Genomic DNA, 25808 nt, shown 5'->3' on the forward strand with positions numbered 1-25808 from the left:
CTTCTGCTCATGACCCGCACACCCGCGCAATCATCCCCCTCGTTGTCGGACAACAGTGCCGCCGTCAAGGCGGTTATGGAACAGCTGGATGCCTGCAACCAGCAGGAGGCAGCCCGTATTCACAAGTTGCTGGCGCGCAAAAAGGGCAAACCGGGTCAGAAGGATCTGGAAAAGATGGCCGGTTGGCTGGATCGTGGCCTGGCGCGGGTCCAGCAGCGTCAGGCACTGCATAAGTCGGCTACGTTTCCGCCCGATCTCCCGGTGTCCGAGCGGGTTGATGATATTCGTGACGCCATTGCCGATCACCAGGTGGTGATCATTGCGGGGGAGACGGGCTCCGGTAAGACAACCCAGATTCCGAAAATCTGCCTCAACAGCGGTCGTGGTATTCGCGGCCTGATTGGCCACACCCAGCCACGACGCATCGCCGCCCGCAGTGTTGCCGGGCGTATCGCCGAGGAACTGGGCGAGCAAACCGGGCAGCAGGTGGGTTACCAGGTACGCTTTACGGACACCACGTCGGAGCAGTCACGGGTCAAGGTGATGACGGACGGCATACTGCTGGCGGAAATCCAGCACGACCGTTTCCTCGACCGTTACGACACCCTGATCATTGACGAAGCCCACGAGCGCAGCCTCAACATCGATTTTCTGCTGGGTTATCTGCGCCAATTGCTGCCGAAACGCCCGGACCTGAAGGTGATTATCACCTCCGCCACCATCGAGGTGGAACGTTTCAGCAACTTCTTCAACGATGCACCGGTGATTGAAGTCAGCGGCCGCACGTATCCGGTAGATATTCGCTATCGTCCCCTGACCGGCGACGAGGACGACCGCGACCAGGGCTGGACCGATGGTGTTCTGCAGGCACTTGAGGAAATCGAGCAACACGAGCGGCAGGAAAAGAAGCCGCCCGGTGATGTGCTGGTGTTCCTCCCGGGTGAACGGGAGATCCGCAACCTCAGCAAGGTGTTGCGACATGTCGATCTGAAGCATACCGAAGTGCTGCCGCTGTATTCACGACTCAGCAATCAGGAACAGAACCGCGTCTTTCAGGGGCATCGCGGTCGGCGAATCGTGCTATCCACCAACGTGGCGGAGACCTCGTTGACGGTTCCGGGAATTCGATACGTGATCGACACCGGGGTCGCCCGTATCAGCCGTTACAGCGTGCGTTCGAAAATACAGCGGCTACCCATCGAGGCGATTTCCCAGGCCAGTGCCAACCAGCGTGCTGGCCGCTGCGGGCGGGTAGCGCCGGGTATCTGCTTCCGCCTGTTCGACGAAACCGATTTCATCAATCGGCCGGAGTACACGGACCCGGAAATCCTGCGTACCAACCTGGCGTCGGTGATTCTGCAGATGGCCACCACCGGTCTGGGTGACATCCGCCACTTCCCGTTTCTGGAGGCGCCGGACAACCGTCTCATCAACGATGGCTACAAGCTGCTCGAGGAACTGGGCGCGGTTGATGACAGACGCCGGGTAACCCGGCTCGGTCAGACCATGTCCCGTTTGCCGCTGGACCCGCGGCTGGCTCGCATGCTGGTGACTGCGGCAGAGCTTGGCAGCCTGTCCGAAACCCTGGTGATCATTGCAGGGCTGAGTATTCAGGATCCCCGCGAGCGGCCTCAGGACAAGCAGCAGGCGGCCGACCAGGCCCACGCACCGTTCAACGACAAGGAGTCGGACTTTGCCAGCCTGCTGAATCTCTGGCGGTTTTACGAGGAGCAGCGCCAGGAATTGTCACAGAATCAGCTCAAGAAGGTGTGTCAGAAAACCTTCCTGTCGTGGATGCGCATGCGGGAGTGGCGTGACATTCATCGTCAGCTGACGTTGATCTGTCGCGAGCAGAAGCTGGCCATCAACACCGAGCCGGCCAATTACGATTCATTGCACAAAGCCATTCTGGCGGGGTTGCTGGGCCAGGTGGCGATTAAGGTGGAAAAACGGGAATACCTGGCAACCCGAAACCGCAAGGTGACCCTGTTCCCCGGTTCGAAGGTGTCCAAAAGCGCGCCGAAGTGGATTGTCGCCGCGGAAATTGTGGAAACCAGTCGTGTGTTTGCCCGCACGGTGGCGGCGATTCAGCCCGAATGGATTGAGCCGCTGGCCGGGCATGTGGTGAAGCATCACTATTTTGAACCTCACTGGGAGCAGAAGCGCGCCCAGGTCATGGGGTACGAGAAGGTAACGCTCTACGGGCTGGATGTCGTCCCGCGCCGTCGCATTCCGTATAGCAAGGTTGATCCGAAGGAATGCCGCGACCTGTTCATCCGCCGGGCCCTGGTGGAAGGTGACTACCGTTCACGGGCGCCGTTCATTGAACGGAACCGGGCGCTGCTGGATTCCGTCGAGGATCTCGAGAAAAAGACCCGCCGGCGGGATTTGCTGGTGGACGACGAAGCACTGGTTGCGTTCTACGATCAGCGGCTGCCGCAGGACATCGTAAGCGGTCGGCATTTTGAATCCTGGTGGAAAGGGCTCACGGCTGAAGAACTGAAAAACATGGAGCTGACCGAGCAGGACATTCTTCAGCGGCCCATGGACGAACAGGCGGAGAACCTGTACCCGGATTATCTGACCTGGGAAGGTGTGCAATACCCGCTAAGCTACGAATTCGAGCCGACCAGCGAGCGCGACGGGGTTACCTTGCAGGTGCCGCTGATGGCCCTGAAACAGATTCCGGCCCGGCGCCTTGAATGGCTGGTGCCTGGCCTGCTGAGGGAGAAATGCATCGCGCTGGTCAAAGGGCTGCCCAAGGCCCTGCGCCGGAATTTCGTGCCGGTGCCGGATTTTGTCGATGCAGCGCTGGAAAGTATGCAGCCGAGCAATGAGCCGCTGGCCCTCCAGCTGGGCGAACAGTTACGGCGGATGACCGGTGTTTGTATTGATCCACAGGCCTGGCCGGAACAGGAGTTGCCGCGCCATCTGCGGATGAATGTGCGGGTTCTGGGCGACGGCGGTAAGGTCATGGCCGAAGGTCGGGAAACGGTGGAACTGCAGAGCCGGCTTGAAAGTCAGGCTGAGGAGGCACTGGCTTCAGCGGCGCGGCCCAGCGAGGACTCTGGGTCAGAACAGGTGTATGAAGACTGGGATTTCGGCACGCTTCCGGAATCGGTTCAGACTGAAAGAGGCGGGATGCAGGTGACTGTTTATCCGGCTCTGGAGGACCAGGGCAGGGCGGTCAGGGTGGCACGATACCTCGATCCCCTGACGGCGGAAGACGAAAGCCGCAAAGCGGTGGCTCGGCTGATCATCAACCGCTTCGGCAACACCCTCGATGACCTCGAGCGCAAGCTGCCACATTTCAAATCATCGGCGCTGATGTTCGCACCGGTGGGACAAGCCAGGGTGTTACTGGACGATCTGTTGTTGTCCACCGCGATGGCGCATTTCCTGGCAGGCGAGTTGCCTCGGAACCGCCAGCGGTTCGAACAATGCCTTGAGCGGGGGCGCGGCGATTTCATTCCGGCTCTGGAGCAGGCGGATGAACGACTCCACACCGCCATGAAGGGCTATCACCAGATCGCGAAAAAACTGAAAGGCAAGATCAGCCTGCCGTTGGCCAACAGCATGGCGGATCTGAAATTCCAGCTGCAGAACCTGGTGTACCCGGGGTTTCTGGTGGCCACGCCGATTACCTGGCTGGAGCAGTTTGGCCGCTATTTTGAGGCCGCGGCCCTGCGGTTTGAAAAGATGCCGCGGGAACTTGGCCGCGAACGGGAATTTCTCCACACCATCGAGCCGCTTTGGTCGCGTTACGCGAGCAAGTGCGCTGAACAGCTGCGACAAGGGGTTCGCGACCCGGAATTGAGCCGGTACCGGTGGATGCTGGAAGAGTACCGGGTGTCGTTCTTTGCCCAACAATTGGGCACCCTTATGCCAGTATCCGTCAAACGACTGGACCGGCAGTGGGAAAAGACCCGCGTGTGAGACTTTCGTCGGCGCGGGCAAAACCCGGCGACTGTGTTACCATTTGGTGCATTATCGGAATTCTCCTTCACTCTTTTATAGACAGTTGACGTGGGGTTAGCGTGATTAAAGCCGTCATTAGCGGAACCGGTCTGTACACACCGCCTGCAACCATTGATAACGATGAGTTGGTGGAGGCGTTCAATGCCTTCGTCGAGCTCGAGAATGCCCGCAACGCCGATGAAATCGCCCGGGGTGACCGGGAGCCGCTGCAACCGTCGTCATCGGCGTTCATTGAGAAAGCGTCGGGGATCAAGCGCCGCCATGTGATCGATAAGCAGGGCACGCTGGACCCGCATCGGATGACGCCCCATATCCCTGAGCGCGGCAACGATGAGCCCTCGGTGCAGTGCGACATGTCGGTCGCGGCCTGTCGTGACGCGCTGAGCCAGGCCGGTAAAAGCCCAGCGGACGTGGACGCCGTGATTGTTGCCTGCTCCAATATGCAGCGGCCGTACCCGGCCATCTCCATCGAGGTGCAGGAAGCGCTGGGCATTGACGGCTTTGCCTACGACATGAACGTGGCCTGTAGCTCCGCAACTTTCGGCTTGCAGGCGGCAGTCAACTCGGTTGAAAACGGCAGCGCGCGGGCGGTGCTGGTGGTTAGCCCGGAAATCTGTTCCGGCCACCTCAATTTCCGCGACCGCGACAGTCATTTCATCTTCGGCGATGCCTGCACGGCGATTCTGGTGGAGCGTGAAGAAAATGTTGCCGCCGGCCACGGGTATGAGATTCTGGGCACCAGCCTCAAAACGAAGTTCTCGAACAACATTCGCAACAACTTCGGGTTCCTGAACCGCGCGGACGAGTCCGGGATTGGCAAGCCCGACAAGCTGTTTGTGCAACAGGGCCGCAAGGTGTTCAAGGAAGTGTCACCGCTGGTGGCAGAGACCATCCTGGCTCAGCTTCAACGGTTGACGCTGGCGCCCGATGACCTGCGGCGGATGTGGCTGCATCAGGCCAACCTCAACATGAACCAGTTGATTGCCCGCAAGGTCCTGGGTCGTGACGCGACCACCGAGGAAGCACCGGTTATTCTCGACGAGTACGCCAACACCAGTTCCGCCGGGTCGATTATCGCCTTCCACAAATACAAGGATGACCTGCAGTCCGGTGACCTTGGCGTCATTTGCTCCTTCGGCGCGGGTTATTCCATCGGCAGCGTGGTGGTGCGCCGCCGATAACGAGCCTGGTCAACCGGTTGCCAGGGCCCTCAGGGCGTCGGGCAGCCGGGTTGAAGACCGCTTGATCCGGTCGAACCAGACAATTTTCGCGTAACCCTCGGCGTATAGCTCGCCGGTGTCAGCGTCGGTGAGGGTATGGTAAGTGTCGAGGCTGGTATTGCCGGCCTTGTCGGCGTATGTTTTGACCACCACTGTCGCTGGATGATTTAGTTCCTTCAGAAACGTGGCGCTGGTCTTTATAATGATCGGGCCGTCTGGGGCTTCGGGGCCACCGAGGTTCATGGAGGCCAGCCATACGATTCGGGCTTCCTCGAAGAATCGGAAATACACCGTATTGTTGGCGTGACCGTATGCATCCATGTCTCCCCAGCGGAGGGGCGTGGACAGGGTGTTGACTAGATTTCCCGGTACTGACATTGGGTTCCTCCGAACCTGAACGTGAATAAAAATAATAACAGAGCCGGCATTTTCGACGAATTGAAACGGAATTAACAACCTCAGGCTCTTAGATGACAGATATTTTTGCACGGAGACCGGGCTCGTGGCTTGCACTTACAGCCTGGCTGGCTCTCATGGCCGCCCCGTCCGGAGTAATCGCCCAGAACGTCCAGGAACCCGCCCCGGATTCTTCCATTCAGGTCAATGAAACGGACCCTTACGAAAACTGGAACCGTAAGGTGTACGGGTTCAACGAAACCATTGACGACTGGTTCCTCAGGCCGGTTGCCAGTGGCTATCGCGCCGTTATGCCCGATTTCGCCGACCGGGCGGTCACCAATTTTTTCAATAACCTGACGGAAGTCCGTAACTTCGTAAACAGCGTGTTTCAGCTCAAGGGTGAGTCTGCCGTGGTGGCTGCGGGTCGCTTCACCTACAACACGGTATTCGGCCTCGGTGGTCTGATCGATGTTGCCACCGCGTTCGACCTGCCCGAGCAGCCGGAAGATTTCGGCCAGACGCTGGGCTACTGGGGTGTGGGGCCGGGCCCCTACCTGATGCTGCCGCTGCTTGGGCCTTCCAACCCCCGGGATCTGACCGGCTTCAGTGCCGAGCTGTTTCTGCTGCCATCGGCCTGGGACTACGCCGACGAACCGGAAGTCTACTTCGCGCGGGCCCTGCAGATCGTGGACCGGCGGGCAGACCTGATCCCGGCCGAGAGCTTTATGTCGGGTGACGGCTATACTTTCGTAAGAAACGCGTACCTGCAACGGCGGGAGTTTCTGATCAATGACGGTAAAACCGTCTCCGATCCGTTCGCTGAAGAAGACGACGACCTGATGCTGGAAGATTTCTGACGCCAATGACCGACGACCGCATTCGCAAATTTCGCAAAATGCTGGCGGAGGCCCCCAATTACGAAGTATGGAAAGCCGCTGCCCTGGAACTCGATTTCCTGGAGGGCAATGCCGAGTGGAAAGAGGAGTTTGTTTCTGACCTTTACCACTACGAACTGATTTACGACCGGCTCAGTAATCTCCGGCAGTATCGCCAGCAGAACGATTTCGAGCGCCTTAAACGGGCGCTGAGGGAAGGGCTGCACCACGATCTGGGCAACATGGGTAATCCCGTCCTGTACACCCGTTCCCGGGTCGGCACCAAGCACCTGATCGAGGAATATATCCTGCAGGTGTGCGAGGGCCTGGATTTCCTCTGTGACCACCCGGTGCCGGGTTTTCCGGTCGCCGACAAGCTCCAGTTTTTCCGTGACACCCTCAACAGCTTCGGGCGCCCAACGCTGTTGCTCAGTGGCGGCGCAACCCTCGGGATGTTCCATTTTGGGGTAATCAAGGCGCTCTGGGAAAAAGGATTGCTGCCCCAGGTTATCGCCGGCTCCAGTATCGGCGCCATCATTGCCGGCATTCTGGGCGTCCATACGGACGCGGAGATCCCCGAGATGCTGGTGCCCGAAAACCATCACCTCAAGGCCTGGAAGTGGCGCGGGCTGCTCAGTGCCATGCGCGGCGAAGGCCTGATGGATCAGGATCAGCTCAAGTCCTGCCTGCGTGCCAATATTGGCGAGCTGACCTTTGAAGAGGCCTACCAGCGCACCGGCCGGTCCATCAACATCAGTGTTTCCCCGGTTCAGGCGCACCAGAAAGCCCGATTGCTGTGTGGCTATACCTCGCCTTATTTACTGGTCTGGAGTGCGGCGCTGGCCAGTGCCGCCGTACCGGGCATCTTCCCGCCGGTCACGCTGATGAAAAAAGATATACATGGGCATTCGCTGCCCTATATGCCGCGACTCAAATTCGTCGATGGTTCCGTGGTCAGTGATCTGCCCATTGACCGCCTGATGCACCTGTACGATGTGAATTACACCATCGTCAGCCAGACCAATCCCCATGTGGTGCCCTTTCTTTCCGGTGGTGGTCGCGACGAGAAGCTCAGCCTCGCCAGGCTGCCACTGCATTTGCTGAAATCGGAAATCCAGTTTCATGGTCAGGGCCTGTTTGACTACTTGCGCAAACGGGTAAGGCCGGAATTGTTCAGGCAGCTCTCCGGTCAGATGTATACCATTATGGCTCAGCGCTATTCAGGGGATGTGAACATTGCGCCTGACTACAGTCTACGGGATTTCAGTCGCATGCTGAGCAATCCGGAGCCCGAGTATGTGCGGGAATTGATCCTTGCCGGAGAGCGTGCGACCTGGCCGAAGATCTCCATGATTCGCTCCCATGCCCGCATATCCAAAACTCTGGAACGGTGCGTGCGGCGTCTGAAGAACCAGCAACGGCGTGCAATCAGCGAACTCAGACTGGTGAGCAGCGGCGATTCCGGAAGTTGATGAGATGACATGCCCGGGAGACGGGCGGTATGATACGGCGATGGCCGGGAAGACGGTCGGCGCATCCGCGCCAACGTCTTCCGCACGCTCCGCCTGAGCACCAGACTGGACACTCATGTACTACGATTTCTTCGGTTTTCGGGAACCCCCGTTTTCGATTGCTCCGGACCCCCGCTACCTGTATCTGAGCGAGCGCCATAAAGAGGCGCTGGCTCACCTCATGTATGGCGTTCAGGGGCAGGGCGGCTTCATCATCATCACTGGTGAAGTGGGCACCGGGAAAACCACCGTTAGTCGTTGTTTCATCGAGAACGTGCCGGACAACGTCGACATTGCCCTGATCCTGAACCCAAGGCTGTCGGCGCGGGAACTGCTTTCTTCCATTTGCGATGAGCTGGAGATTCCCCACCCGGCCGGGGCAAGCATCAAGCACCTGGTGGATCTGATCAACGCGGACCTGCTCAAGGCGCACGCGGCCGGTCGCCATAAGGTTCTGATGATTGACGAGGCGCAGAACTTGTCGGCGGATGTTCTGGAACAGCTGCGCCTGTTGACCAATCTGGAGACCGCCGAGAAAAAGCTGCTGCAGATCGTGCTGCTGGGCCAGCCGGAGTTGCAGGACCTGCTGGCGCGACCAGAGCTTCGGCAGCTCAACCAGCGGGTGACCGCACGCTACCACCTCGACGCACTCAATCGCGATGAACTGCCTGGATACCTGCGTTATCGCCTGGGGGTGGCCGGATTGCGGGCGGAGATTTTTACCGCCGGTGCCATCAAGAAGCTGTTCAGCGCCAGCGACGGTATTCCCAGGCTGATTAACCTGATCAGTGATCGGGCCCTGCTCGGTGCTTACGCAGAAGGCGAACACGTGATCACCGCCGGGCACATCCGCAAGGCCGCGCAGGAAGTGAATGGTGGCTTGCGGTCCAGCGGTGCACCGGTAAAAGGGGGCGACAGGCACCCGTGGATGGTGGTGGTGGCATCCCTGCTGCTGGCGGTCATAGCAACGCTGTGGCTACTGGACGATCGCTGGAGTATGCGCCCGGCGTCTGTGGTGCCCATGGCCGGCGAAAGCGAAGTACCTGCGCCCAACAACGGCAGCAGTGAAACGGAAACCGACGAGCGTGCAGGCACCATCGAGCGCCTTGAAGTTGCTGAGGAAGCGACGCCTTCCGAGGGGGGCGTTGAGCCGCTCGCAAGCTTCGAGTTCACGCAACATTCCCGTTCGCTCAATGAGGCCTATCGGGCACTCTTATCGGCCTGGAGGTCGGAGTCTACGATCGGTGATACCGGGCCGGAGAGCGGTTCTGAATGCGGCTATGCGTTGGCAAACGGGCTGAGGTGTCTGGAACGGCAGGGCACCCGTCGCAGCCTGGAATTTCTGGATCGGCCGGCCATACTCCAGCTCCGGGACGACGACGGCCGCTGGCATTATGCCACCCTGCGCAGTGTAGAGGGCGATCAGGCGGTGCTCCTGACGCCCTCCGGGCCGGCGACGGTTGCGTTCAGCAGTTTGGAGCCATACTGGTTCGGCGACTTTATCGTGCTTTGGGAGCTTCCCTCATATATGACGACCGCGGCAGGCGAAGCCGGCACCGCCCGCGAACAGTTGTGGATGGGGGCGCGAATGATGGAACTGGCGGACCTGCACGCGGGCAGCCGCGCCGAAAGTGACCGGGTCAAACGCATGAATGGCGAGGAACAGGTTCGCTGGTACCAGGGTCAGAAAGGGCTGACGGTGGATGGCATCGCCGGTGCCATGACCATAATCCAGATCAATAACGATCTCGGAGCCGAGGTGCCTCGGCTCAGTGACGGCGTGTCGGGTGGGGTGAACTGATGTCGTACATTCTGGATGCGCTTCGCAAGTCAGAAACCGAACGCCGGCAGGGCAAGATTCCTGATCTGGGCCAGCAGGTACAGCTGATTCACAAACCCCGCAAGAAAACTCTACCTCCGGCGGTCTGGATTGCAGGCGCGCTGCTGCTGAACGCGGCGGTATTGCTGGTGGTATTCTGGCCCTCGTTGGCGGGGCAGGCGGCTTCGGGCCCAGACGCCGCCGAGCCAACCGCGAACCCGCCGGCGGAGGCACCCGCGCCTCCTCCTGTTCAGTCTTCACCGGCAGAGAAAGCGGGGAGCACGGCGGACGTAATGCCGTCCGTTGAGCCAAAGCCAGTTGCCGTGCCCGACCCGATGCCCCGGGAGAATGAGCCGGCCATCGTTGAGTCGGGCGATCCGGAACCACGCCTGCGGCCGACCATCATCGTACCGAACCGGCCTATGGCCGCGCCCGGTCCAAGCGAACCCGAGGCGTTCCCCGAGCAGCGCGTACCGCATCTGGTCGAGCTGCCCGTTCCTTTTCAGAAGAGTATTCCTGATTTGATTTTTAACAGCCATATATACGCATCCGAACCGGCGTCCCGGCGGGTGATGATCAATAACCAGTACATGAGAGTGGGCGACAGCTTTTCCGGTATTCGCGTGGAAAGGATCACCGAAGATGGCGTCGAGCTGTCGAAGAATGGCCGGCACTTTCGCGTGGGCGTGGTTCGAGACTGGATGAGCCCCCGCTGATGGCTCTGGCAGACGACACCAAGCAACAGATTCAGCAAAGCTATCGGGACGTTCTGGCCGGTAAGGACATTCGTGCCCGTTACGGCCAGCGGTTGATGATTGCCGAAATCGCCCGTTATATGGGCGATATTACCGAAAACGACGGCCAGCGAACGTCTCCTCCCGCCGCCTGTGTGGTTGAGGCCGGTACCGGTACCGGGAAAACCCTGGCGTATCTGATTGCCGCCATTCCGGTCGCCAAAGCGTTGGGGAAAACCCTGGTGATCTCCACCGCCACGGTGGCGCTGCAAGACCAGATAGTTCACAAGGATCTGCCGGATCTGCGCAAACACAGCAAGATGGATTTCTCCTGGACGTTGGCCAAGGGGCGGGGCCGCTATCTGTGCATGTCGCGGCTGGAGGCCCGCCTTCACGATGAGGGCAACGGCGACAGCGACACCATGCCGCTTTTCCTGCTCGACAGTCCCGGCCAGGAAGAACCGGGCACGCGGGCGTTCTTCGAGGAAATGCTGGCCAGTTACGGTTCCCGTACCTGGGACGGTGACCGTGACCACTGGCCTGATCAGATACCGGACGACGTCTGGCGCCAGGTCACCACGGATCATCGCCAGTGCACCAATCGGCACTGCAGTTACTTTGACAGTTGTGCGTTTTTTGACGCCCGCAAAGATCTGGACGATGCCGACATTGTGGTTGCCAACCATGATCTGGTGCTGGCTGATCTGGCCCTGGGCGGTGGGGCGATCCTGCCGGAGCCTGAGAATGCCCTGTTTATTTTCGATGAGGCCCATCATCTGCCGGACAAGGCGTTGAACCATTTTGCCGCGTCGGTACCCCTGAATGCCACGCGACAATGGCTGAAGCAACTTTCCCAGGCGCTGGGCAAGATGCAGCCCTTCCTCGGGCCCGCCACCGTCGCGGCCAAGACCATTGACCGGGTCAGTCATGCCTCGCGGGAAGTCGACGTGGCGCTCACGGAGGTGTATGACGAGGCGGAGCAGAATACCGGCTGGGAGTTTTCCGAGGAACGGCGTTCAGCGCAATGGCGGTACCCGGAAGGCGAGTTGCCGGAGGCGCTGGCGGAGTTGGCCGCCAACGCACGGCTTGCGACCGCCAATCTGGTGCGCCAGCTGGGTGTACTGGCCGACGAGTTGCAAAAAGCGTTTGATGAGCGCAAGGAACACGAGGTGGACCGGGATACTGCCGAGTCCTGGTATCCGGTGATCGGCTCATTTCACGCCCGCTCCGAGGACCAGTTGCGGCTGTGGGCGGCCTGGTGTGAGGCTACCGGCGCGCAACTGGATCCTGGCGACGCCGGCGAAGAAAGCGATCCGAAACCCCGCGGCAAGCTGAAAAGCCCGCCGCCGGCACGTTGGGCCATTCGCCAGCGATACGACCATGCCGAGGATATTACCCTGTACAGCAGCCCCGTGCTGGCGGATAACCTGCTGTATTCCCGCCTGTGGTCCCGGGCCTACGGCGCCGTGCTGACCAGCGCTACGCTGACGGCTCTGGGGCGGTTCGACCGCCTGCAGGCGCGAGCCGGCTTGCCTGACGCCAGCCGGTTTCTGGTTGTGCCCAGTTCTTTCCGCTACGCCGAGATGGCGACGGTGGAAGTGCCCGCCATGTCTGCGATGCCCACCGACGATGCCTTCACCGATGCGTTGGTGTCACGGTTGCCGGATCTGTGGGCGGGCGAGAAGGCCACCTTGGTCTTGTTCACGGCGCGTCGGCAGATGCAACTTGTGCGCGACGCGCTGGCGCCGGAATACCCTGACCTGATCATCACCCAGGACGATATGGCCAAGGGCGAGGTGCTGCGCCAGCATTGCGCGCGAGTCGATGAAGGCCGGCCCAGCGTTCTGTTCGGGGTGGCCAGCTTTGCCGAGGGCATTGATCTTCCGGGCAAATATCTTGGCCATGTGGTGATTACCCGCCTGCCGTTTTCAGTGCCGGACGATCCCATCGAGGCCAGCCTGGCGGAGTGGGTGACCCAGCGCGGGGGGAATCCGTTCATGGAAATCACAGTGCCGGATGCATCCATCAAACTGGTGCAGGCGGTCGGCCGGCTGTTGCGCACTGAGCAGGACACCGGGAGGGTGACCATCCTCGACCGCAGAATCGTTGCGCGCCGCTACGGGCAGCTTCTGCTTGACGCGTTGCCACCGTTCCGTCGGATCATCGAGCACTGACGCCGGCAGGCGCCCATAAAAAAAGAGCCATCCGGTGAAGAATGGCTCTTGTCAAAGGGGTTCTGTTCGAACCCGGGCGTCGAAACAACGCGGAACAAGAAGTCTGAAGGCCTGAAGTTTCAGAATTCCTGGTGAGGGCTCGCCTCACCTTGGAAACCATCATAGAAGAGGCGGGGGCTTATCCGGATCGTCCAAAGGGCGTAGTGGGGCGTATTAGTTCGCCAGAAACGTGATCTGCGTCACAAACAGGGGTGCCCGGAATGCCTGCTAATGCAGTAGTCCCAGCTCCCGCGCCCGTGCGAGTGCTTCGGTACGCCGACTCGCACCCAGCTTGCCATAAAGGTTGCGAATATGAGCCTTTACTGTGGCCGGCGCCACCGCCATCTGGCTGGCAATCTCCTTGTTGGCCAGGCCCTCATTAATCAACGCAAGGACTTCCTGCTCGCGCTGGCTCAGAGGTTCAGCCAGCGCGTCATTGCCTTGGGCGTCGGCGGATTCATGCTGTTCCGTCGCCTCCGCTGCTGCAACTTCGGGCTGCGCTTGCTGCACCTCCACATTACGCAGCATGGCCAGCAAGGTGCTGTTCCAGCTTGACGGCGACTGGAGGGCTGGCAAGGCCATCAGGTGCTGCCGGATGGTCATGCTTTCCTCGGCGAACAGGCGCATGAAACCGGCTTCTGCACCTTTCTGTACGGCCTGAGCCAGTAATACGGCGGCGTCAGCCGGCTTGTTTTCGGCGTACAGTGCTTCGGCATACACCGTGAGTATTTCCACCAGATGGCGGAAATGCTGGTCTTTCTCGGCGCTCAGGCGCATCGGGGCCAACAGGGCAATGGCGTCAGCGGGACGCTGTGAGGCCACCAATACACGTGCCTTACTGATCTGATTCTGCTCGCGGTTAAGGGGGTTGGAGAACGATTCCCCGCTGACCGATTGTACCCAGCGCTCGGCTTCTTCCAGATGCCCGGAAGCAAGGTAGCACCGTGCCAGCAGCGCCGAGCATGCCGGTGGTTCGAATACAATGTGTTCGCGCCGGCGGCGAGCCACAGAAACGGCGTCTTCCAGCGCCGTGATGGCTTCCTGGTAACGACCTTCGGTAAACGCCAGGTGACCTCTGACATACTGGATGATTACGTGCTGCCCCGGCTCTGTGCCCTTGGTGACGTGATCCAGCAACGGAGCCAGATGGGACGCCGCCAGTTCCGGCTCGTTGCGCTCCCGGTAAATTTCGGTCAACGCGCTGTTCTGCCAGCAGGAAATAAGCCGCGGCTGTGACGGATCGGCGTAGTGCTGATCCACCCAGTGACGGACCGACGTGCAGGTTTCCAGGGCTTCGTCGATGTCGCCGCGATTGTATTGAATCCAGGCCAGAAGCCCGCCACTGGACAGAACCGTGGTGGGTTTGCGTTCCAGTTCGCCGTAACGGACGGCGGAGCGTAGGGCTTCTTCGGCGGAAGGCAGGTCACCCTTGCCGTAGTAATCCAGGCCCACGCCGTAGTAGGTCACTGACTTTAGCGGAATACGGGTGTGGTCAATATCCCGCAGAACCTGACGGGTCAGGTCGGATGCGCTTTTCTCGTCGCTTCTGGTGCGCGCCAGATAGGAGCGGATCAGGGAAATCTCGCTCTGCAGGCCCAGTGCCCCCTCGGCGTCCGGATGGGAGTCCGCCACGCGGCGGTCGAGTATATCTTCCAGATCCGTTAACAGGGGCTCCAGCACATCCACCCGGTTGGCGAAGAACAGTGACCAGATTCGCAGCATCTGCAGTTGCGGGCTGTCCTCCACGGTTGCTGCCGGGAGGGCATCCAGCCATTGCAGTACCGGTAGATGGTAGCCGCCGTGGATCAGGTTGTTACCGTGTTCGGCCAGTACCCGTGCCAGCCACCCCCAATCCTGTTGGCGAACGATCTGGGCGATGCCTTCCTGCACGTGGTCGTGGGTCAGAAGCCATTCAACGGTTCGCTGCCAATGCACCCTGGCCGCTTCCGGGTTCCGCGACCAGGCGCGCTGCAACAGGGCATCGCGAAACAGGTCATGGTAGCGAAACCAGTGGTTTCTGGTGTCCAGGGGAATCAAGAACAGGTTTTGCCGGAGCAGTTGCTCCAGCATGCTCTGGCTGTCCGAGGCACCCCGTACGCTGTCGCAAAGGGAGGCGCACAGCCGAGGGCAGCAGGCGGTGGCGAGCAGGAAATCGCGGGTTGCTTCCGGCTGCTGCTCAAGCACCTCAGTGAGCACGTATTCATTGATCCGCCGTTCATCCACGTCAATCGTAATGGTCGGCGCTGTAGCCTGCTGATCTTCGCTTTTTGCACCGGCCAGCGCCGATAACTGCATAGCGGCAACCCAGCCCTCGGTTTTTTGCAGAATACGACGGATATCGTGCTCGGAGACCTCGAGGGTCATGGTTTCCCGGAAAAAGCGGCGGCATTCGTCTTCGGTGAACGCCAGCAGGGTGGGGTGGATGTCTTCAACCCAGCGGCGGACGCGCCAGCGGGCCAGCGGTAACGGTGGCTCCGTCCGGGAGGCGACGGTGAGCGTGACACCCGGCGGCAGATAATCCACAAAGTACGCCAGTTGGCGCTGGATGTCGGCACTCTGAATAAAATGGAAATCATCCAGCACCAGCGCCCAGTTGGCGCCGTCCGCAGCCAGCGCATTGATCACCCCGGTGATCGGGCCCTCAAGCTCCTGCAGCGAGCAGTGGCTGAGCTGCTGGCGGCACAGGTCCATCCCGGCCAGCCCACTGTGTTCCAGAGCGCCCGCGACGTACTGCCAAAAACGCCTGGGTTCGTTATCGTGCTCATCGAGGGATAGCCAGGCGGAGGACGAGCCGAGTTGTGCACACCACTGACTGACCAGCGTGGTTTTCCCGAAACCTGCAGGCGCGACCACCAGATTCAGGCGTTTGGGAGCGCCCGGCTGCAACAGACGATACAGCCGTTCCCGCCGCACAGTGCGGGGATCGGAGGTGGGTCTGAGGAATTTGGTCGTCAGCAGCATCGTGTCCCTGAATGCGTGAAAGGTATCGATACCGGATTGTGTGCTTTGTCACACTGAAGTCAAGGGCGAGGGCTGCAAAAACGTCATTAGCGATGCGGTGTTATTCGATTTTTGGTCTAAACTGACTGGGACGGGTTTTGTATACTCAAAAAGAATGAAAAACAAAAATGTTATGCGTATTCTGTTTCTCTACAGCGGGGCTGAACGCAGGAACAGGACGCAGCCCGAATTTTCCGGGAGTCCAGGGGAGCGACAGGGTCGATGAAATTACAACAGTTGCGCTATATCTGGGAAGTGGCGCACCACGATCTCAACGTATCGGCAACCGCACAAAGCCTTTTCACTTCACAGCCGGGCATATCCAAGCAGATTCGCTTGCTGGAGGACGAGTTGGGTCTTGAGGTGTTCGCCCGCAGCGGCAAACACCTGACCCGCATCACGCCGGGCGGTGAGATCATTATCCGCGAGGCGGGAGAGATTCTTCGCCGTGTGGAAGGCATCAAGAAAATCGCCCAGGAGTTCAGCAATCAGCGCAAAGGCGACCTGTCTATCGCCACCACGCACACCCAGGCGCGGTACGCCTTGCCGCCGGTGATCAGCGGTTTCATTGAGGCCTACCCCGATGTGTCCCTGCACATGCACCAGGGCACCCCCATGCAGATCTCGGAAATGGCCGCCAACGGCGCCGTGGATTTCGCGATTGCCACCGAAGCCATGGAGCTGTTCAACGACCTGATCATGATGCCGTGTTACCGCTGGAACCGCAGTGTGATTGTTCCGAAAAATCACCCGCTTGCGGCGCTGTCAGAGCTGACGCTGCCGGAGTTGGCGAAATACCCACTGGTCACTTACGTGTTCGGCTTCACTGGCCGCTCGAAGCTCGATGAGGCATTCCAGTCACAGGGGCTGACCCCGAAAGTGGTGTTTACCGCGGCCGATGCGGATGTCATCAAGACCTACGTGCGGCTCGGGCTGGGTGTCGGCATCATCGCAAGCATGGCGTTTGACGAAAAGGTGGATACCGATCTGGTGGCGCTGGATGCCCGCAAACTGTTCCGGCCCAGTGTCACCCGCATCGGGTTCCGCAAAGGCACCTTCCTGCGGGGCTACATGTACGACTTCATCCAGCGCTTCGCGCCTCATCTCACCCGGGAAAATGTGGACGAGGCCGTCGCTCATCAGGGCAGCCGTTCGGAAATCGAGGCGTTGTTCAAGAACGTCGAGCTGCCGACCTACTGATCGTCGCTGGCAATCAGATTGCCGGCGTGCAGGCCGCACTCTTTCTGTGTGGCCTCTTCCCACCACCAGCGACCTTCCCGCTCATGCTGCCCCGGCAGGATCGGGCGCGTGCAGGGCTGGCAGCCAATACTGACAAAGCCTTTTTCGTGAAGCTTGTTGTAAGGCGCTTCGGTCATGCGGATGTAGTCCCACACTTCCTTCGAGGTCCAGTTCGCCAGCGGATTGAATTTAATCAATTCCTTCCCTTCGGTAGAAAAGGCGGTGTCAACCTGGACCACCGGTACGTCATTGCGGGTGCCGGGGCTCTGATCCTTGCGCTGCCCGGTGATCCACGCATCCACGGTCGCCAGCTTACGGCGCAACGGGTTGACCTTGCGAATGCCGCAGCACTCGCCGTGCCCGTCCTGATAGAAACTGAACAACCCCTTGCGGTTGACCATGTCCTGCACTTCGTCAGCGTCAGGAAACAGCACCTCAATGTGGATGCCGTAATGCTGGCGGACCTTCTCTACAAACTCATAGGTTTCCGGATGCAGGCGACCGGTATCCAGCGTGAATACCTGCAGGTTGTCCGTGAGTTTGTGGGCCATTTCGATCAGCGCGACATCCTCGGCGCCACTGAACGAGATCGCAATGTTATCGAATTTCGCCAGGGCCGCTTTCAGGATGGCCCGCGGGCTCTGGCCGTCCAGTTCCTGCTGTAACGAAGCAATGTCAGTCATGAAAAGGGGTGTCCGTCATAAATGTGTGATAAATCTACCATTAACATCGCCCGGCCTGAAGGAATCTGGTTGTATAACCTTATAGCGGGCAAGATGCACGATGCATTCGGCGGCGGATTTTCTTATCATACGGGCCCATTACCAGCCGCGCCGCTCATTGGGCGCCGGAAATACTGACGTTTTTATCAGGAGAACACTGTGGAACTCGCGTGCCTTGACCTCGAAGGAGTACTGATCCCGGAAATCTGGATCGCATTTGCGGAAAAAACCGGTATTGAAGAGCTGAGGGCAACCACCCGCGACATTCCCGACTACGACGTACTGATGAAACAGCGTCTGCGTCTGCTGGACGAACATGGTTACGGTCTGCCACAGATCCAGGAAGTGATCGGCGAGCTGGACCCGCTGCCCGGGGCCGCGGAGTTTCTGAACTGGCTGCGGGAGCGCTTCCAGGTGGTGATCCTGTCGGACACTTTCTACGAGTTCGCCATGCCGCTGATGAAAAAGCTGGGCTATCCGGCGCTGCTTTGCCATAAGCTGGAAGTGGCTGACAACGGGCAGATCACCAATTACCTGTTGCGTCAGCGAGACCCCAAGCGCCAGTCCGTCCGAGCGTTCCAGCTACTCAACTACCGGGTGATTGCGGCGGGTGATTCCTACAACGACACCACCATGCTGGGCCAGGCCGAGGCGGGCATCCTGTTCCACGCGCCGCAAAACGTGATTGACGAGTTCCCGCAGTTTCCGGCGGTTCATACCTTCGAGGAGCTCAAGCAGGAGTTTTTGAAGGCGAGCGCGGTTCACATAGCCTGAAGAACGTCCATCAATTTACGAACTTTGGTGACCGACTCCTGGTATTCTTCTTGGGGGTCGGAGTCCGCCACGATGCCGCAACCTGCCCAGCAATGGATGGAACCGTCTGACCGGGTCATCAATGTTCTGATAGCGATGTTGCTTTCAAGATTGTTCTGGAAATTCCAGCGGAAAATGGTTCCACAGTAAGGCCCTCGGCTATGGGGCTCCAATTCCCGGATAATTTCCATTGCCCTCCGCTTGGGTGCACCGGTGATGGAGCCACCGGGGAAGGCTGCCAACATGGCGCGAAGAGGCGAAAGTTCTTTCTTCAGAATCCCCTCTACCGTACTCACCAATTGATGCACATTCTGATAGCTTTCAACGTTAAACAAACGGGTGACTTTTACCGAAAAAGGCTCGCAAAAACGGGAAAGATCATTTCGAAGCAAATCCACAATCATGAGATTTTCTGCCCGATCTTTGGAGGCTGACGCTAGCTCTTTGGCGAGATGATGGTCTGCTTCTTGGCCGGTATGGTCTCTGGGGCGTGTACCCTTAATCGGCTTGGTCATCACCTTTCGATCCTGAATGCTCAGGAACAGTTCTGGTGAAATACTTAGAACCTGCGCATCACCGATATTCAAGTAAGCCGCATAGGGAACCGGTACTGCCGAAACCAGCTCACGGAACGCGAGATAGGGCTCGCCCCGGAATCTGCCAGAGTATTTGTTGGAGAGATTGACCTGATAGCAATCCCCGGCGTGGATGTAATCCAGCACCCTCCGAACCCCTGCAAGGTAGTGATCTTCTGGGGTTTCGAGGCAAAAGGTGTTGGCTATGGCGAAAGGCGCAAGCTCAGTAGATGGACTTTCCGTCAGGGCGAGTATCTGTTCGTAGAGCGAGTAATCAAAGTTCGGATGAAAATCCAGTGAAGCGTCACCACAAAGGTCGGTTGACGGTGCGTCAGGAATCGTTAACTGCCATAGATAGAGGCCAGCGTATCCAACAAAGGACGGGGTAGCAGGTCCTGTGTGAGTGTGGAAATCCGACAAGCCGGCGACCGTATGATCGCCGGCCTCATAGAAAATTGAGCCGAAAATGCCACCCGCTTTCGACCCGTGAGTGCCGGTGAATCGTTTCCATTGGCGCTCGATCTCGGCGATGGTCTGGTCGAAGCTTTCCCGTTCAGGAGGCAGGCGCCAAGTGTAGGCAGGGAGTGCAGAAATTATCCTCCGGGCATTTACCGAATCTCGGCATTCCACAAAACCCTCCAGTGAACTGATATTGGTAAGCAGGGAATTCACTTGTTCGGGAGTTAGATAGTGTTGACTAATGAATGCTTTTGACACGAATTGATTTACCGGTAGCGGAAGTGTGCAGCAATCTTTGCACGATGTTACACACTTAACAAAATAAAGTGCAGGTTCGCGGTAGCCTTCCACCAGGACCGCCAGTTCAGGGCGGAACCATACTAGCAATAGTTCCTGAGGTAGTAACCCCATGAAATTAAGATCCCGAATTCGATATGCCACGCGAACAATGATTCTGTCGTCAGCGATGGTTTTTTCTTTTACCGTTTATGCCCAGGACGCCGGGGATTACCAAGATCATGTGCTTTCCGACGGGAAGCTTTCGGAGCAGGAGTTGGCAGCAGTGGTTGCAGTTGCTCAAAAAGATCTAAAAAAAATGACGGAGAGATCGGTCGAGGCAGTCGGCGATGAAATGGCAGCATCTGGAGTTTTCCCGCCGATGGCGTGGATGATGATGCGCAACGGCGAAATCAAGGCAATGAAACTGGGTGAGTCTGGTGAAGAAGCGCCCGGTAACATAAAAGTCATCATGTACCGCGCTGGGTTGAAATCCATCGCGCGTCGGAACGAAATTCATGCTGCGTTGATAGCGTATCCTGGTCAAATTGAAAAAGACGGTGAGCAGATCCGCATCATGGCAATTGAGCATGAGCACAGGCTGGGTGTATCAGGGTTAAAGCTTATTCCCGTTACTCTGTCCGCCGGTGAGCCGGAGTTCGGTGACGCAATGTCTCAGGAGAAACCGTTCCAGATTTTTTACGACGAAAAAAAGGGTCATTCCTGATTGCGTAAATAACTGAATATTAAAGAAAATAATTTTTTAATTAACGAAGTGATACGTTTTGTTATTATTTGTGAGGGTCTTCACGGAACCGGACTGTAAAACAATCTTAAATGGAATTGTGGGTAGACGCTCACAAGGAATAGAAACTGTTCCATTGGATACAACAATAAGTTAAATCAAGGAGAACAATATGAAAGGCCTGAAGAAACTTGCTCTTGTCACAGCAGTTGCTGCTGCTCCGTTTGCCGCTCACGCCGAGCTGCAGGCTATGGACGAAAGCGCCATGGGTAACGTCACCGGCCAGGCTGGTGTGACCATCGAACTGGAAACTCAGGTTTCTATTGGTCAGTTCACCTACACCGACCAAGGTACCTTCGCCGTTAAGGGGATCGAACTCGGTGGTGCGGGCGTGAGCAGCTCCCAATCAGCGGCTGACTACGCAGCTGCAACCGGCGCTGGCAGTCTGCTGGATGAGCTGAAGATCGATATTGATATTGCTGACGATGGTGATGCGGTTATTCACGTCGGCTCAATGCAGGAAGACGGAAGCGGCAACCCGTTGCCAATCGATTGGGGTTTCACTGCTGACTCCATGGAGCTCGAAGGCAACGCTGACCAGAACACCGTCCTGGTTTCTAACATGGACGCCTGGGGTCTGTTGGGTGCCCTTGATATCCGTGTTGACACTGACGATGTAGAGGGTCAGGTTGGTACTGGTACTTTGAACCTGGACGCCGCCTTCACTGTTGAAGAAATGAACTTTGATGTTGAGTTTCTCGGTGTCGGTATCCGTGGCATGAGCATCACTGGCTCTGAAGACGGTGGTGAAACTCTAGGCGCGGCCGGTCTGGCAGCCATCTTCGGTGAAGATCCGACGGCTCTGACTGCTGAAGAGCAGCGTAAAGTTGGGTTGGCACAGGCAGGCTTTGCCATTATCGGTATGGACGTATACAAGGGTGACGGCTTCGGCTCCAACTCTACAGCCACCGGCGTTCTGCGCATCGACGTTGACGACGTGCTGATGGATATCAACGTTGCTCAGACCATCATCGGTGGCGAAAGCATCGGTACTATCGGTATCGACAATCTGCACGTAAGCAACACCCGCCTGGCTGTTTACGGCAAGGCAGACTGATAACTGACGTTCCTAGCGAACGATGGTCAAATCAGTGCGCCCCGCTTCGGCGGGGCGTTTTTGTTTCCGGATGTTGTACCCGGGCATAAAAAAACGGCGCTTTGAAAGCGCCGTTTTTTCTTTGTTCGGATGCCGCTTATTGATCCGGCACCTTAATCGAAAGATCAAACCCCCCACCAGGGCGCGGGGTCAAATTGATCGGCCCTTCGTTAATGGCGTAAGGAACCTCAATCCGGTCAATGCCGGGCGGGTTGCCAATCGAAAAGTTCAGGTTCTGTCCATCAAACCCGACACCGAGCTGGTCGTTAAGGAACGTCTGGTTGAAAGGCTGATCCGGTATCTGAGCCTGCTGGCCAAAAATGATGGGCTGGATCTGCGGGGTGAAATCCGCCGGGGGCTGAGCCCTTGCCAGTTCCTCCTGTGGCAGCAGTAACGCTCGCCGCAGGAACTCCTCTTCAGCGCTTTCCAGCGCGTCTACTTTGCCTTCATCCTGATAGCGCTGGAGCGCCTCCCGGTAGGCTTCTTCCTCGGCTTCGCTCAACTCCGGCTCACCGGGGGAGATAGTCAGTGACCGGATGATACGCTTGCGGTCTGCTTCGCTTTTCTGCTGATCCTTCGGCACTACGATAACGGCCGAATCCCGGACGTAGGTATCGACCATCTCCTCGGAGGTCATGGTCTCCACACCCGCAAGCGCTGAACTGCTGAGCAAGGCGACACCTGTTGCGGTGGCAATGGCAATTGAGAGGGACGTTCGGCGTGTCATGGTGTAGCCTCTTGGCTTGGGATCCACAAAAATGAGGCGCTTCTGAAGGTACTTCGGTCAGTATGCTCCCTATTAATCAGTATTCGGATTGCCCGACACAAATTCAAGGCCTTTGTGGCGGGATTGTGATCATTTCCAGTGTATTGTCAGTATTGTTATAACAGCGATCAGAAAGCAGCTCCCCAGAATAAAGGAACGGCATGTTTCAGGTAGTTCGCGCGCGGTGGCGCAGGTGGGTAAACCGGCGGCTCCCACGCACCGACAAGCAGGTGTTCAGCCAGCGCAACATTTTCATCTTACCGACCGGCTCCGGTGTGGTGTTCGGGGTGTTGTTGCTGGTCATGCTGATCACTGGCATCAATTACCAGAACAGCCTTATTTACCTGCTGACCTTCCTGTTGGGCGCCATTATGGTGGCGGCCATGCACCAGACCCATCGCAACCTGTCCGGGTTGGAGCTGACGCTGATCCAGACTGGTGAGGCGTTTGCCGGGGAACCGGTCCCATTTCGTTTTCGGGCAATGTCCGGCAAATACGATGCCGTCGCCATTGCACTTCGGTCGGGTGACCAGACCCTTGAGCAGCAGCATGTTCCGGCTCGCCAGACAGCGGATCTCAGTATTGCCCTGACAAGTGTCCAGCGGGGTTACTTCCGACCCGACCGTATCCGCGTTGAAACCCGCTTCCCGTTCGGTTTGCTCAAGGCGTGGTCCTGGGTGCGCCCGTTATCCTGTGGCATTGTCTACCCACGCCCGGTGGCGGCTCCGGAGGCTGTGAGCACGGTCACTGATGGCGACGATCAGGCCAGCGCCCGTTCGGTGGATGGCAACGACCACGCGGATATAAGGCCATGGCGCGAGGGAGATCTGAGCCAGCGTGTGCTGTGGAAGCGCTATGCCCGCACAGGGCAGATGGTAACCGCCGACTGGGAGGGAGAGCAGGGCAGTCCCCAGTGGCTGGACTATCACGCGTTTCCGGGCGTGGATACCGAACTGCGTATCAGTTACCTCACCGCTCAGGTGCTTGAGCGCGGCCGCTCCGGAACACCGTTTGGCCTGAATCTGCCGGGCCAGGTGATCGAACCGGACAGCGGCCCGGCGCATCTGACCCGCTGCCTCAGAAGTCTGGCGGTCTTTGGCAAGGAAAAGCCCAGAGAAGAGGCCAGCGTGCCCTTCGGAACCCGTGCCAGCGCCGGCGATACCACTACGGCAAGCGGGGAGCAGGGATGATGCGTTCGAAATCAATAGCCACTCGTAGTGTGGCCATGCCGCCGGCGGATGTAACCGCGTTACCCACCCGGGCTCTGGTGTGGCTGGTGGGCAGTTTTGGCTTGTTGCTGACGCCCCAGTGGGATCGCTTGCCCCTCTGGTTGATTGCCGCCTGCATAGTGCTGGCGGCATGGCGGTACCTGGCGCAGAACGGCCGCGTACGTTTGCCTGGAAAATGGCAGAAGACCGGAATCATGCTGGTGGTGATTGCCATATACGTGGCAACGGTGCAGGGGCGCTTCACCGTCGATACCGCCGCCTCGTTTTTTGTGCTGGCGGTAGGGTTGAAATGGCTGGAAACCCGGACGGAGCGGGACTTTTATGTCCTGTTCTTCATTCTGGTGTACCTGGCGACCGTCAACTTTCTGTTTCATCAGGAAATCTACTGGGCGGTGATTAATCTGGTAGCGGTTGGTCTGCTGCTGGTCGGGCTGCAGGCGTTGAATGCGCCGGAACTGCCGCGAACTATGGCCTCGGGCTGGCGAAGGCTCGGGAAGATGCTGCTTAAAACCTTGCCCATTGTGATTCTGTTGTTCGTATTCTTTCCACGCATGGCGCCACTGTGGAGTGTGCCCATGGTGTCGGGCCAGGCCCGGACCGGGATCAGCGACACCATGCGACCGGGGGATATTTCCAACCTGGCCCAGAGCAGTGAGCGGGCCTTCCGTGCCACTTTTGGCGGCGAATTGCCTGCCTATCGGGATCGCTATTGGCGCGGCCTGATTCTCGACTACCTGGATGGCGAGACCTGGCGGCAGGGCGAGAAAGAGCCCCTTGGCCGGCCGGGCCGGGTGGCTGTCGATGGAGGTGCGGGTAATCTGGAACCCGGTGATTACGATGTGCTGCTTGAACCAACGGATCAGATCTGGGCTTTCGCACTGGAGGGGTCCCGGGCGGTTTCTGATAACGTTCTGCGCTCGGAGGACTCGCTGTTCCGTTTCCGGCGACCCGCGGACACGAGTGTGCGTTACCGGATGGCACTGACGCCGGAAGAGCCCGCAACGGATAGCCCTCGGGTTCCCGACAACGTCAGGCGATATCTACAGTTACCGGCAGAGGGCAATCCGCGGGCCCGCGCCCTGGCAAAACGTCTGGCCGAGACGGCGACAAGCGATGGCGCGGTGGTGGATGCGCTGCTGAGCCGTTTCCGTGAGCAGGCGTACTTTTACACGTTGCGGCCACCGGCGATGCCGGACAACGGCATTGACACACTACTGTTTGATGCCAAGCGAGGTTTCTGTGCCCACTATGCAGGTGCCGCGACGTTTGTGTTCCGGGCAGCGGGCATACCGGCGCGGGTGGTGGTCGGTTATCAGGGCGGCGATCCCGGCATGGACAACGCGTATCTGATCATCCGTCAGTACGATGCCCACGCCTGGGTAGAAGTGTGGCTGCAAGGGCAAGGCTGGGTGCGGGTTGATCCCACCGCGGCCATCGCGCCTTCGCGGATAGAGTCCGGATTGCGAGACGCCGTCGCCGAGGAAGGGTCATTTCTGGAAGATGACTGGGCGTCCCCCCAGCGCTACGGAGATCTGGCCATGCTGCAATGGGCGTCGCTGCAACTGGACCGCATCAACTACCATTGGCAGCGTTGGGTTGTTGGTTATCAGGGGCAGTCGCAGCTGGATCTGATGTCCCGTTTACCCGGCGGTATGGGTTTGCGGGAGCTGGGCTATTTCACCGCCGCCGTCGTTGGTTTTGCACTGTTGATTGCAGGCCTGGTGTCCGCATGGCACCTCCGGCGCAGCGGACCCAGAGATCCGGTTGCCCGCCTGTTAGGACAGTGGCACCGGATGTGTGAGCGCAGCGGTATACCGGTGCGCCAGGGCGAGACGCCGTCGCGGCTGGCAGAACGCATCGCTGCGGTGCGACCCGGTGCGGAAAACACGGCGCATTCTTTTGCCCGGCTGGTCAACAAGCATTACTATGGCAGCGGATCCGATGTGGCGCCGCGGGTCGTCCGCAACGCCATGAGGCGCCTGCTGACGACCATGGGAAAACAGCTCAGCCCGCCAGGCCGTCGATCCGGCCCGCCCCGGGAAACTGCTGTAAGGGTAAAAGGTTGAACATAGACGATTT

The 25808-nt window shown here is 58.8% G+C and carries 18 protein-coding genes; 13 read left to right on the forward strand and 5 right to left on the reverse strand.

Annotated elements, in window-relative coordinates; translation table 11 throughout:
* Window positions 1–9 precede the first annotated feature (9 nt).
* On the forward strand, window positions 10–3936 hold the full coding sequence (hrpA, locus tag DYI22_RS00660) for an ATP-dependent RNA helicase HrpA (RefSeq protein WP_213476104.1): 3927 nt from the start codon (window positions 10–12) through the stop codon (window positions 3934–3936).
* A gap of 101 nt (window positions 3937–4037) precedes the next feature.
* Entirely contained in the window at window positions 4038–5159 is a 1122-nt protein-coding gene (locus DYI22_RS00665) for a beta-ketoacyl-ACP synthase III (RefSeq protein ID WP_213476105.1), read from the forward strand.
* 9 nt (window positions 5160–5168) lie between these two features.
* Here DYI22_RS00665 and DYI22_RS00670 read toward each other — a convergent pair whose 3' ends face one another.
* Window positions 5169–5576 carry an acyl-CoA thioesterase gene (locus DYI22_RS00670; RefSeq protein WP_213476106.1) on the reverse strand — a complete coding sequence of 136 codons (408 nt, stop codon included), beginning with the start codon at window positions 5574–5576 and terminating at the stop codon, window positions 5169–5171.
* A 92-nt stretch (window positions 5577–5668) separates the two neighbouring features.
* Here DYI22_RS00670 and DYI22_RS00675 point away from each other — a divergent pair, with 92 nt between their 5' ends.
* The 5 genes from DYI22_RS00675 (at window position 5669) to dinG (ending at window position 12710) form a co-directional block, all read left to right on the forward strand.
* The gene (locus tag DYI22_RS00675; RefSeq protein ID WP_213476107.1) at window positions 5669–6454 is read left to right on the forward strand and encodes a VacJ family lipoprotein; all 786 of its coding nucleotides are present in this window, start codon (window positions 5669–5671) and stop codon (window positions 6452–6454) included.
* Window positions 6455–6459: 5 nt separating this feature from the next.
* The gene (locus DYI22_RS00680; RefSeq protein WP_213476108.1) at window positions 6460–7944 is read left to right on the forward strand and encodes a DUF3336 domain-containing protein; all 1485 of its coding nucleotides are present in this window, start codon (window positions 6460–6462) and stop codon (window positions 7942–7944) included.
* Window positions 7945–8059: 115 nt separating this feature from the next.
* Window positions 8060–9784, forward strand: a complete 1725-nt coding sequence (locus tag DYI22_RS00685; protein ID WP_213476109.1) for an ExeA family protein — start codon at window positions 8060–8062, stop codon at window positions 9782–9784.
* Window positions 9784–10518, forward strand: a complete 735-nt coding sequence (locus tag DYI22_RS00690) for a general secretion pathway protein GspB (RefSeq protein WP_213476110.1) — start codon at window positions 9784–9786, stop codon at window positions 10516–10518. The genes DYI22_RS00685 and DYI22_RS00690 overlap by 1 nt, the downstream gene beginning before the upstream one ends.
* A complete protein-coding gene (gene dinG, locus DYI22_RS00695) occupies window positions 10518–12710 on the forward strand; it encodes an ATP-dependent DNA helicase DinG (protein WP_213476111.1) in 2193 nt (730 codons plus the stop codon). The genes DYI22_RS00690 and dinG overlap by 1 nt, the downstream gene beginning before the upstream one ends.
* Window positions 12711–12977: 267 nt before the next feature.
* On the opposite strand, the gene DYI22_RS00700 is transcribed toward dinG, so the two are convergent.
* On the reverse strand, window positions 12978–15710 hold the full coding sequence (locus tag DYI22_RS00700) for a LuxR C-terminal-related transcriptional regulator (RefSeq protein ID WP_213476112.1): 2733 nt from the start codon (window positions 15708–15710) through the stop codon (window positions 12978–12980).
* 261 nt (window positions 15711–15971) lie between these two features.
* Here DYI22_RS00700 and cysB point away from each other — a divergent pair, with 261 nt between their 5' ends.
* Window positions 15972–16949 (forward strand): HTH-type transcriptional regulator CysB, encoded by a 978-nt coding sequence (cysB, locus tag DYI22_RS00705; RefSeq protein ID WP_213476113.1) that lies wholly within the window; start codon window positions 15972–15974, stop codon window positions 16947–16949.
* Here cysB and DYI22_RS00710 read toward each other — a convergent pair.
* Window positions 16943–17671 carry a phosphoadenylyl-sulfate reductase gene (locus tag DYI22_RS00710; RefSeq protein WP_213476114.1) on the reverse strand — a complete coding sequence of 243 codons (729 nt, stop codon included), beginning with the start codon at window positions 17669–17671 and terminating at the stop codon, window positions 16943–16945. The two genes, cysB and DYI22_RS00710, sit on opposite strands and share 7 nt — an antisense overlap.
* 198 nt (window positions 17672–17869) lie before the next feature.
* Between DYI22_RS00710 and thrH the strand changes: the two genes are divergently transcribed.
* Entirely contained in the window at window positions 17870–18484 is a 615-nt protein-coding gene (gene thrH, locus DYI22_RS00715) for a bifunctional phosphoserine phosphatase/homoserine phosphotransferase ThrH (RefSeq protein WP_213476115.1), read from the forward strand.
* Here thrH and pabB read toward each other — a convergent pair.
* Complete coding sequence (pabB, locus tag DYI22_RS00720) at window positions 18472–19968, reverse strand: aminodeoxychorismate synthase component I (protein WP_213476116.1); 1497 nt, start codon at window positions 19966–19968, stop codon at window positions 18472–18474. The two genes, thrH and pabB, sit on opposite strands and share 13 nt — an antisense overlap.
* On the opposite strand from pabB, the gene DYI22_RS00725 reads away from it, so the two are divergent.
* Both DYI22_RS00725 and DYI22_RS00730 read left to right on the forward strand, forming a co-directional pair.
* Complete coding sequence (locus DYI22_RS00725; protein WP_213476117.1) at window positions 19967–20560, forward strand: hypothetical protein; 594 nt, start codon at window positions 19967–19969, stop codon at window positions 20558–20560. The genes pabB and DYI22_RS00725 overlap by 2 nt on opposite strands.
* Before the next feature lie 190 nt (window positions 20561–20750).
* The gene (locus DYI22_RS00730; RefSeq protein WP_213476118.1) at window positions 20751–21695 is read left to right on the forward strand and encodes a DUF6160 family protein; all 945 of its coding nucleotides are present in this window, start codon (window positions 20751–20753) and stop codon (window positions 21693–21695) included.
* A 136-nt stretch (window positions 21696–21831) separates the two neighbouring features.
* Here the strand turns inward: DYI22_RS00730 and DYI22_RS00735 are convergent, their stop codons facing one another.
* Complete coding sequence (locus DYI22_RS00735) at window positions 21832–22461, reverse strand: hypothetical protein (RefSeq protein ID WP_213476119.1); 630 nt, start codon at window positions 22459–22461, stop codon at window positions 21832–21834.
* A gap of 200 nt (window positions 22462–22661) precedes the next feature.
* Here DYI22_RS00735 and DYI22_RS00740 point away from each other — a divergent pair, with 200 nt between their 5' ends.
* Together DYI22_RS00740 and DYI22_RS00745 are read left to right on the forward strand one after the other, a co-directional pair.
* Window positions 22662–23690: a DUF58 domain-containing protein gene (locus DYI22_RS00740; RefSeq protein ID WP_213476120.1), complete on the forward strand. Its 1029-nt coding sequence runs from the start codon at window positions 22662–22664 to the stop codon at window positions 23688–23690.
* Window positions 23690–25795, forward strand: a complete 2106-nt coding sequence (locus DYI22_RS00745) for a transglutaminase TgpA family protein (protein ID WP_228300753.1) — start codon at window positions 23690–23692, stop codon at window positions 25793–25795. Before DYI22_RS00740 ends, DYI22_RS00745 begins: the two co-directional genes overlap by 1 nt.
* Window positions 25796–25808: the final 13 nt, after the last annotated feature.

Origin of the sequence: Marinobacter lipolyticus, assembly GCF_018424605.1 — a bacterium.
GTDB classification, from domain to species: Bacteria; Pseudomonadota; Gammaproteobacteria; order Pseudomonadales; family Oleiphilaceae; genus Marinobacter; species Marinobacter lipolyticus_B.

Excerpts from the sequence above, each read along its gene's own strand:
- DYI22_RS00740 (WP_213476120.1), top strand. The coding sequence starts at position 22,662 with ATGTTTCAGGTAGTTCGCGCGCGGTGGCGCAGGTGGGTAAACCGGCGG.
- cysB (WP_213476113.1), top strand. The coding sequence starts at position 15,972 with ATGAAATTACAACAGTTGCGCTATATCTGGGAAGTGGCGCACCACGAT.
- dinG (WP_213476111.1), top strand. The coding sequence starts at position 10,518 with ATGGCTCTGGCAGACGACACCAAGCAACAGATTCAGCAAAGCTATCGG.
- DYI22_RS00675 (WP_213476107.1), top strand. The coding sequence starts at position 5,669 with ATGACAGATATTTTTGCACGGAGACCGGGCTCGTGGCTTGCACTTACA.
- DYI22_RS00735 (WP_213476119.1), bottom strand. The coding sequence starts at position 22,461 with ATGACACGCCGAACGTCCCTCTCAATTGCCATTGCCACCGCAACAGGT.
- DYI22_RS00730 (WP_213476118.1), top strand. The coding sequence starts at position 20,751 with ATGAAAGGCCTGAAGAAACTTGCTCTTGTCACAGCAGTTGCTGCTGCT.
- DYI22_RS00745 (WP_228300753.1), top strand. The coding sequence starts at position 23,690 with ATGCGTTCGAAATCAATAGCCACTCGTAGTGTGGCCATGCCGCCGGCG.
- DYI22_RS00700 (WP_213476112.1), bottom strand. The coding sequence starts at position 15,710 with ATGCTGCTGACGACCAAATTCCTCAGACCCACCTCCGATCCCCGCACT.
- DYI22_RS00670 (WP_213476106.1), bottom strand. The coding sequence starts at position 5,576 with ATGTCAGTACCGGGAAATCTAGTCAACACCCTGTCCACGCCCCTCCGC.
- hrpA (WP_213476104.1), top strand. The coding sequence starts at position 10 with ATGACCCGCACACCCGCGCAATCATCCCCCTCGTTGTCGGACAACAGT.
- DYI22_RS00680 (WP_213476108.1), top strand. The coding sequence starts at position 6,460 with ATGACCGACGACCGCATTCGCAAATTTCGCAAAATGCTGGCGGAGGCC.
- pabB (WP_213476116.1), bottom strand. The coding sequence starts at position 19,968 with ATGGGGTTACTACCTCAGGAACTATTGCTAGTATGGTTCCGCCCTGAA.
- DYI22_RS00685 (WP_213476109.1), top strand. The coding sequence starts at position 8,060 with ATGTACTACGATTTCTTCGGTTTTCGGGAACCCCCGTTTTCGATTGCT.
- DYI22_RS00725 (WP_213476117.1), top strand. The coding sequence starts at position 19,967 with ATGAAATTAAGATCCCGAATTCGATATGCCACGCGAACAATGATTCTG.
- DYI22_RS00710 (WP_213476114.1), bottom strand. The coding sequence starts at position 17,671 with ATGACTGACATTGCTTCGTTACAGCAGGAACTGGACGGCCAGAGCCCG.
- DYI22_RS00690 (WP_213476110.1), top strand. The coding sequence starts at position 9,784 with ATGTCGTACATTCTGGATGCGCTTCGCAAGTCAGAAACCGAACGCCGG.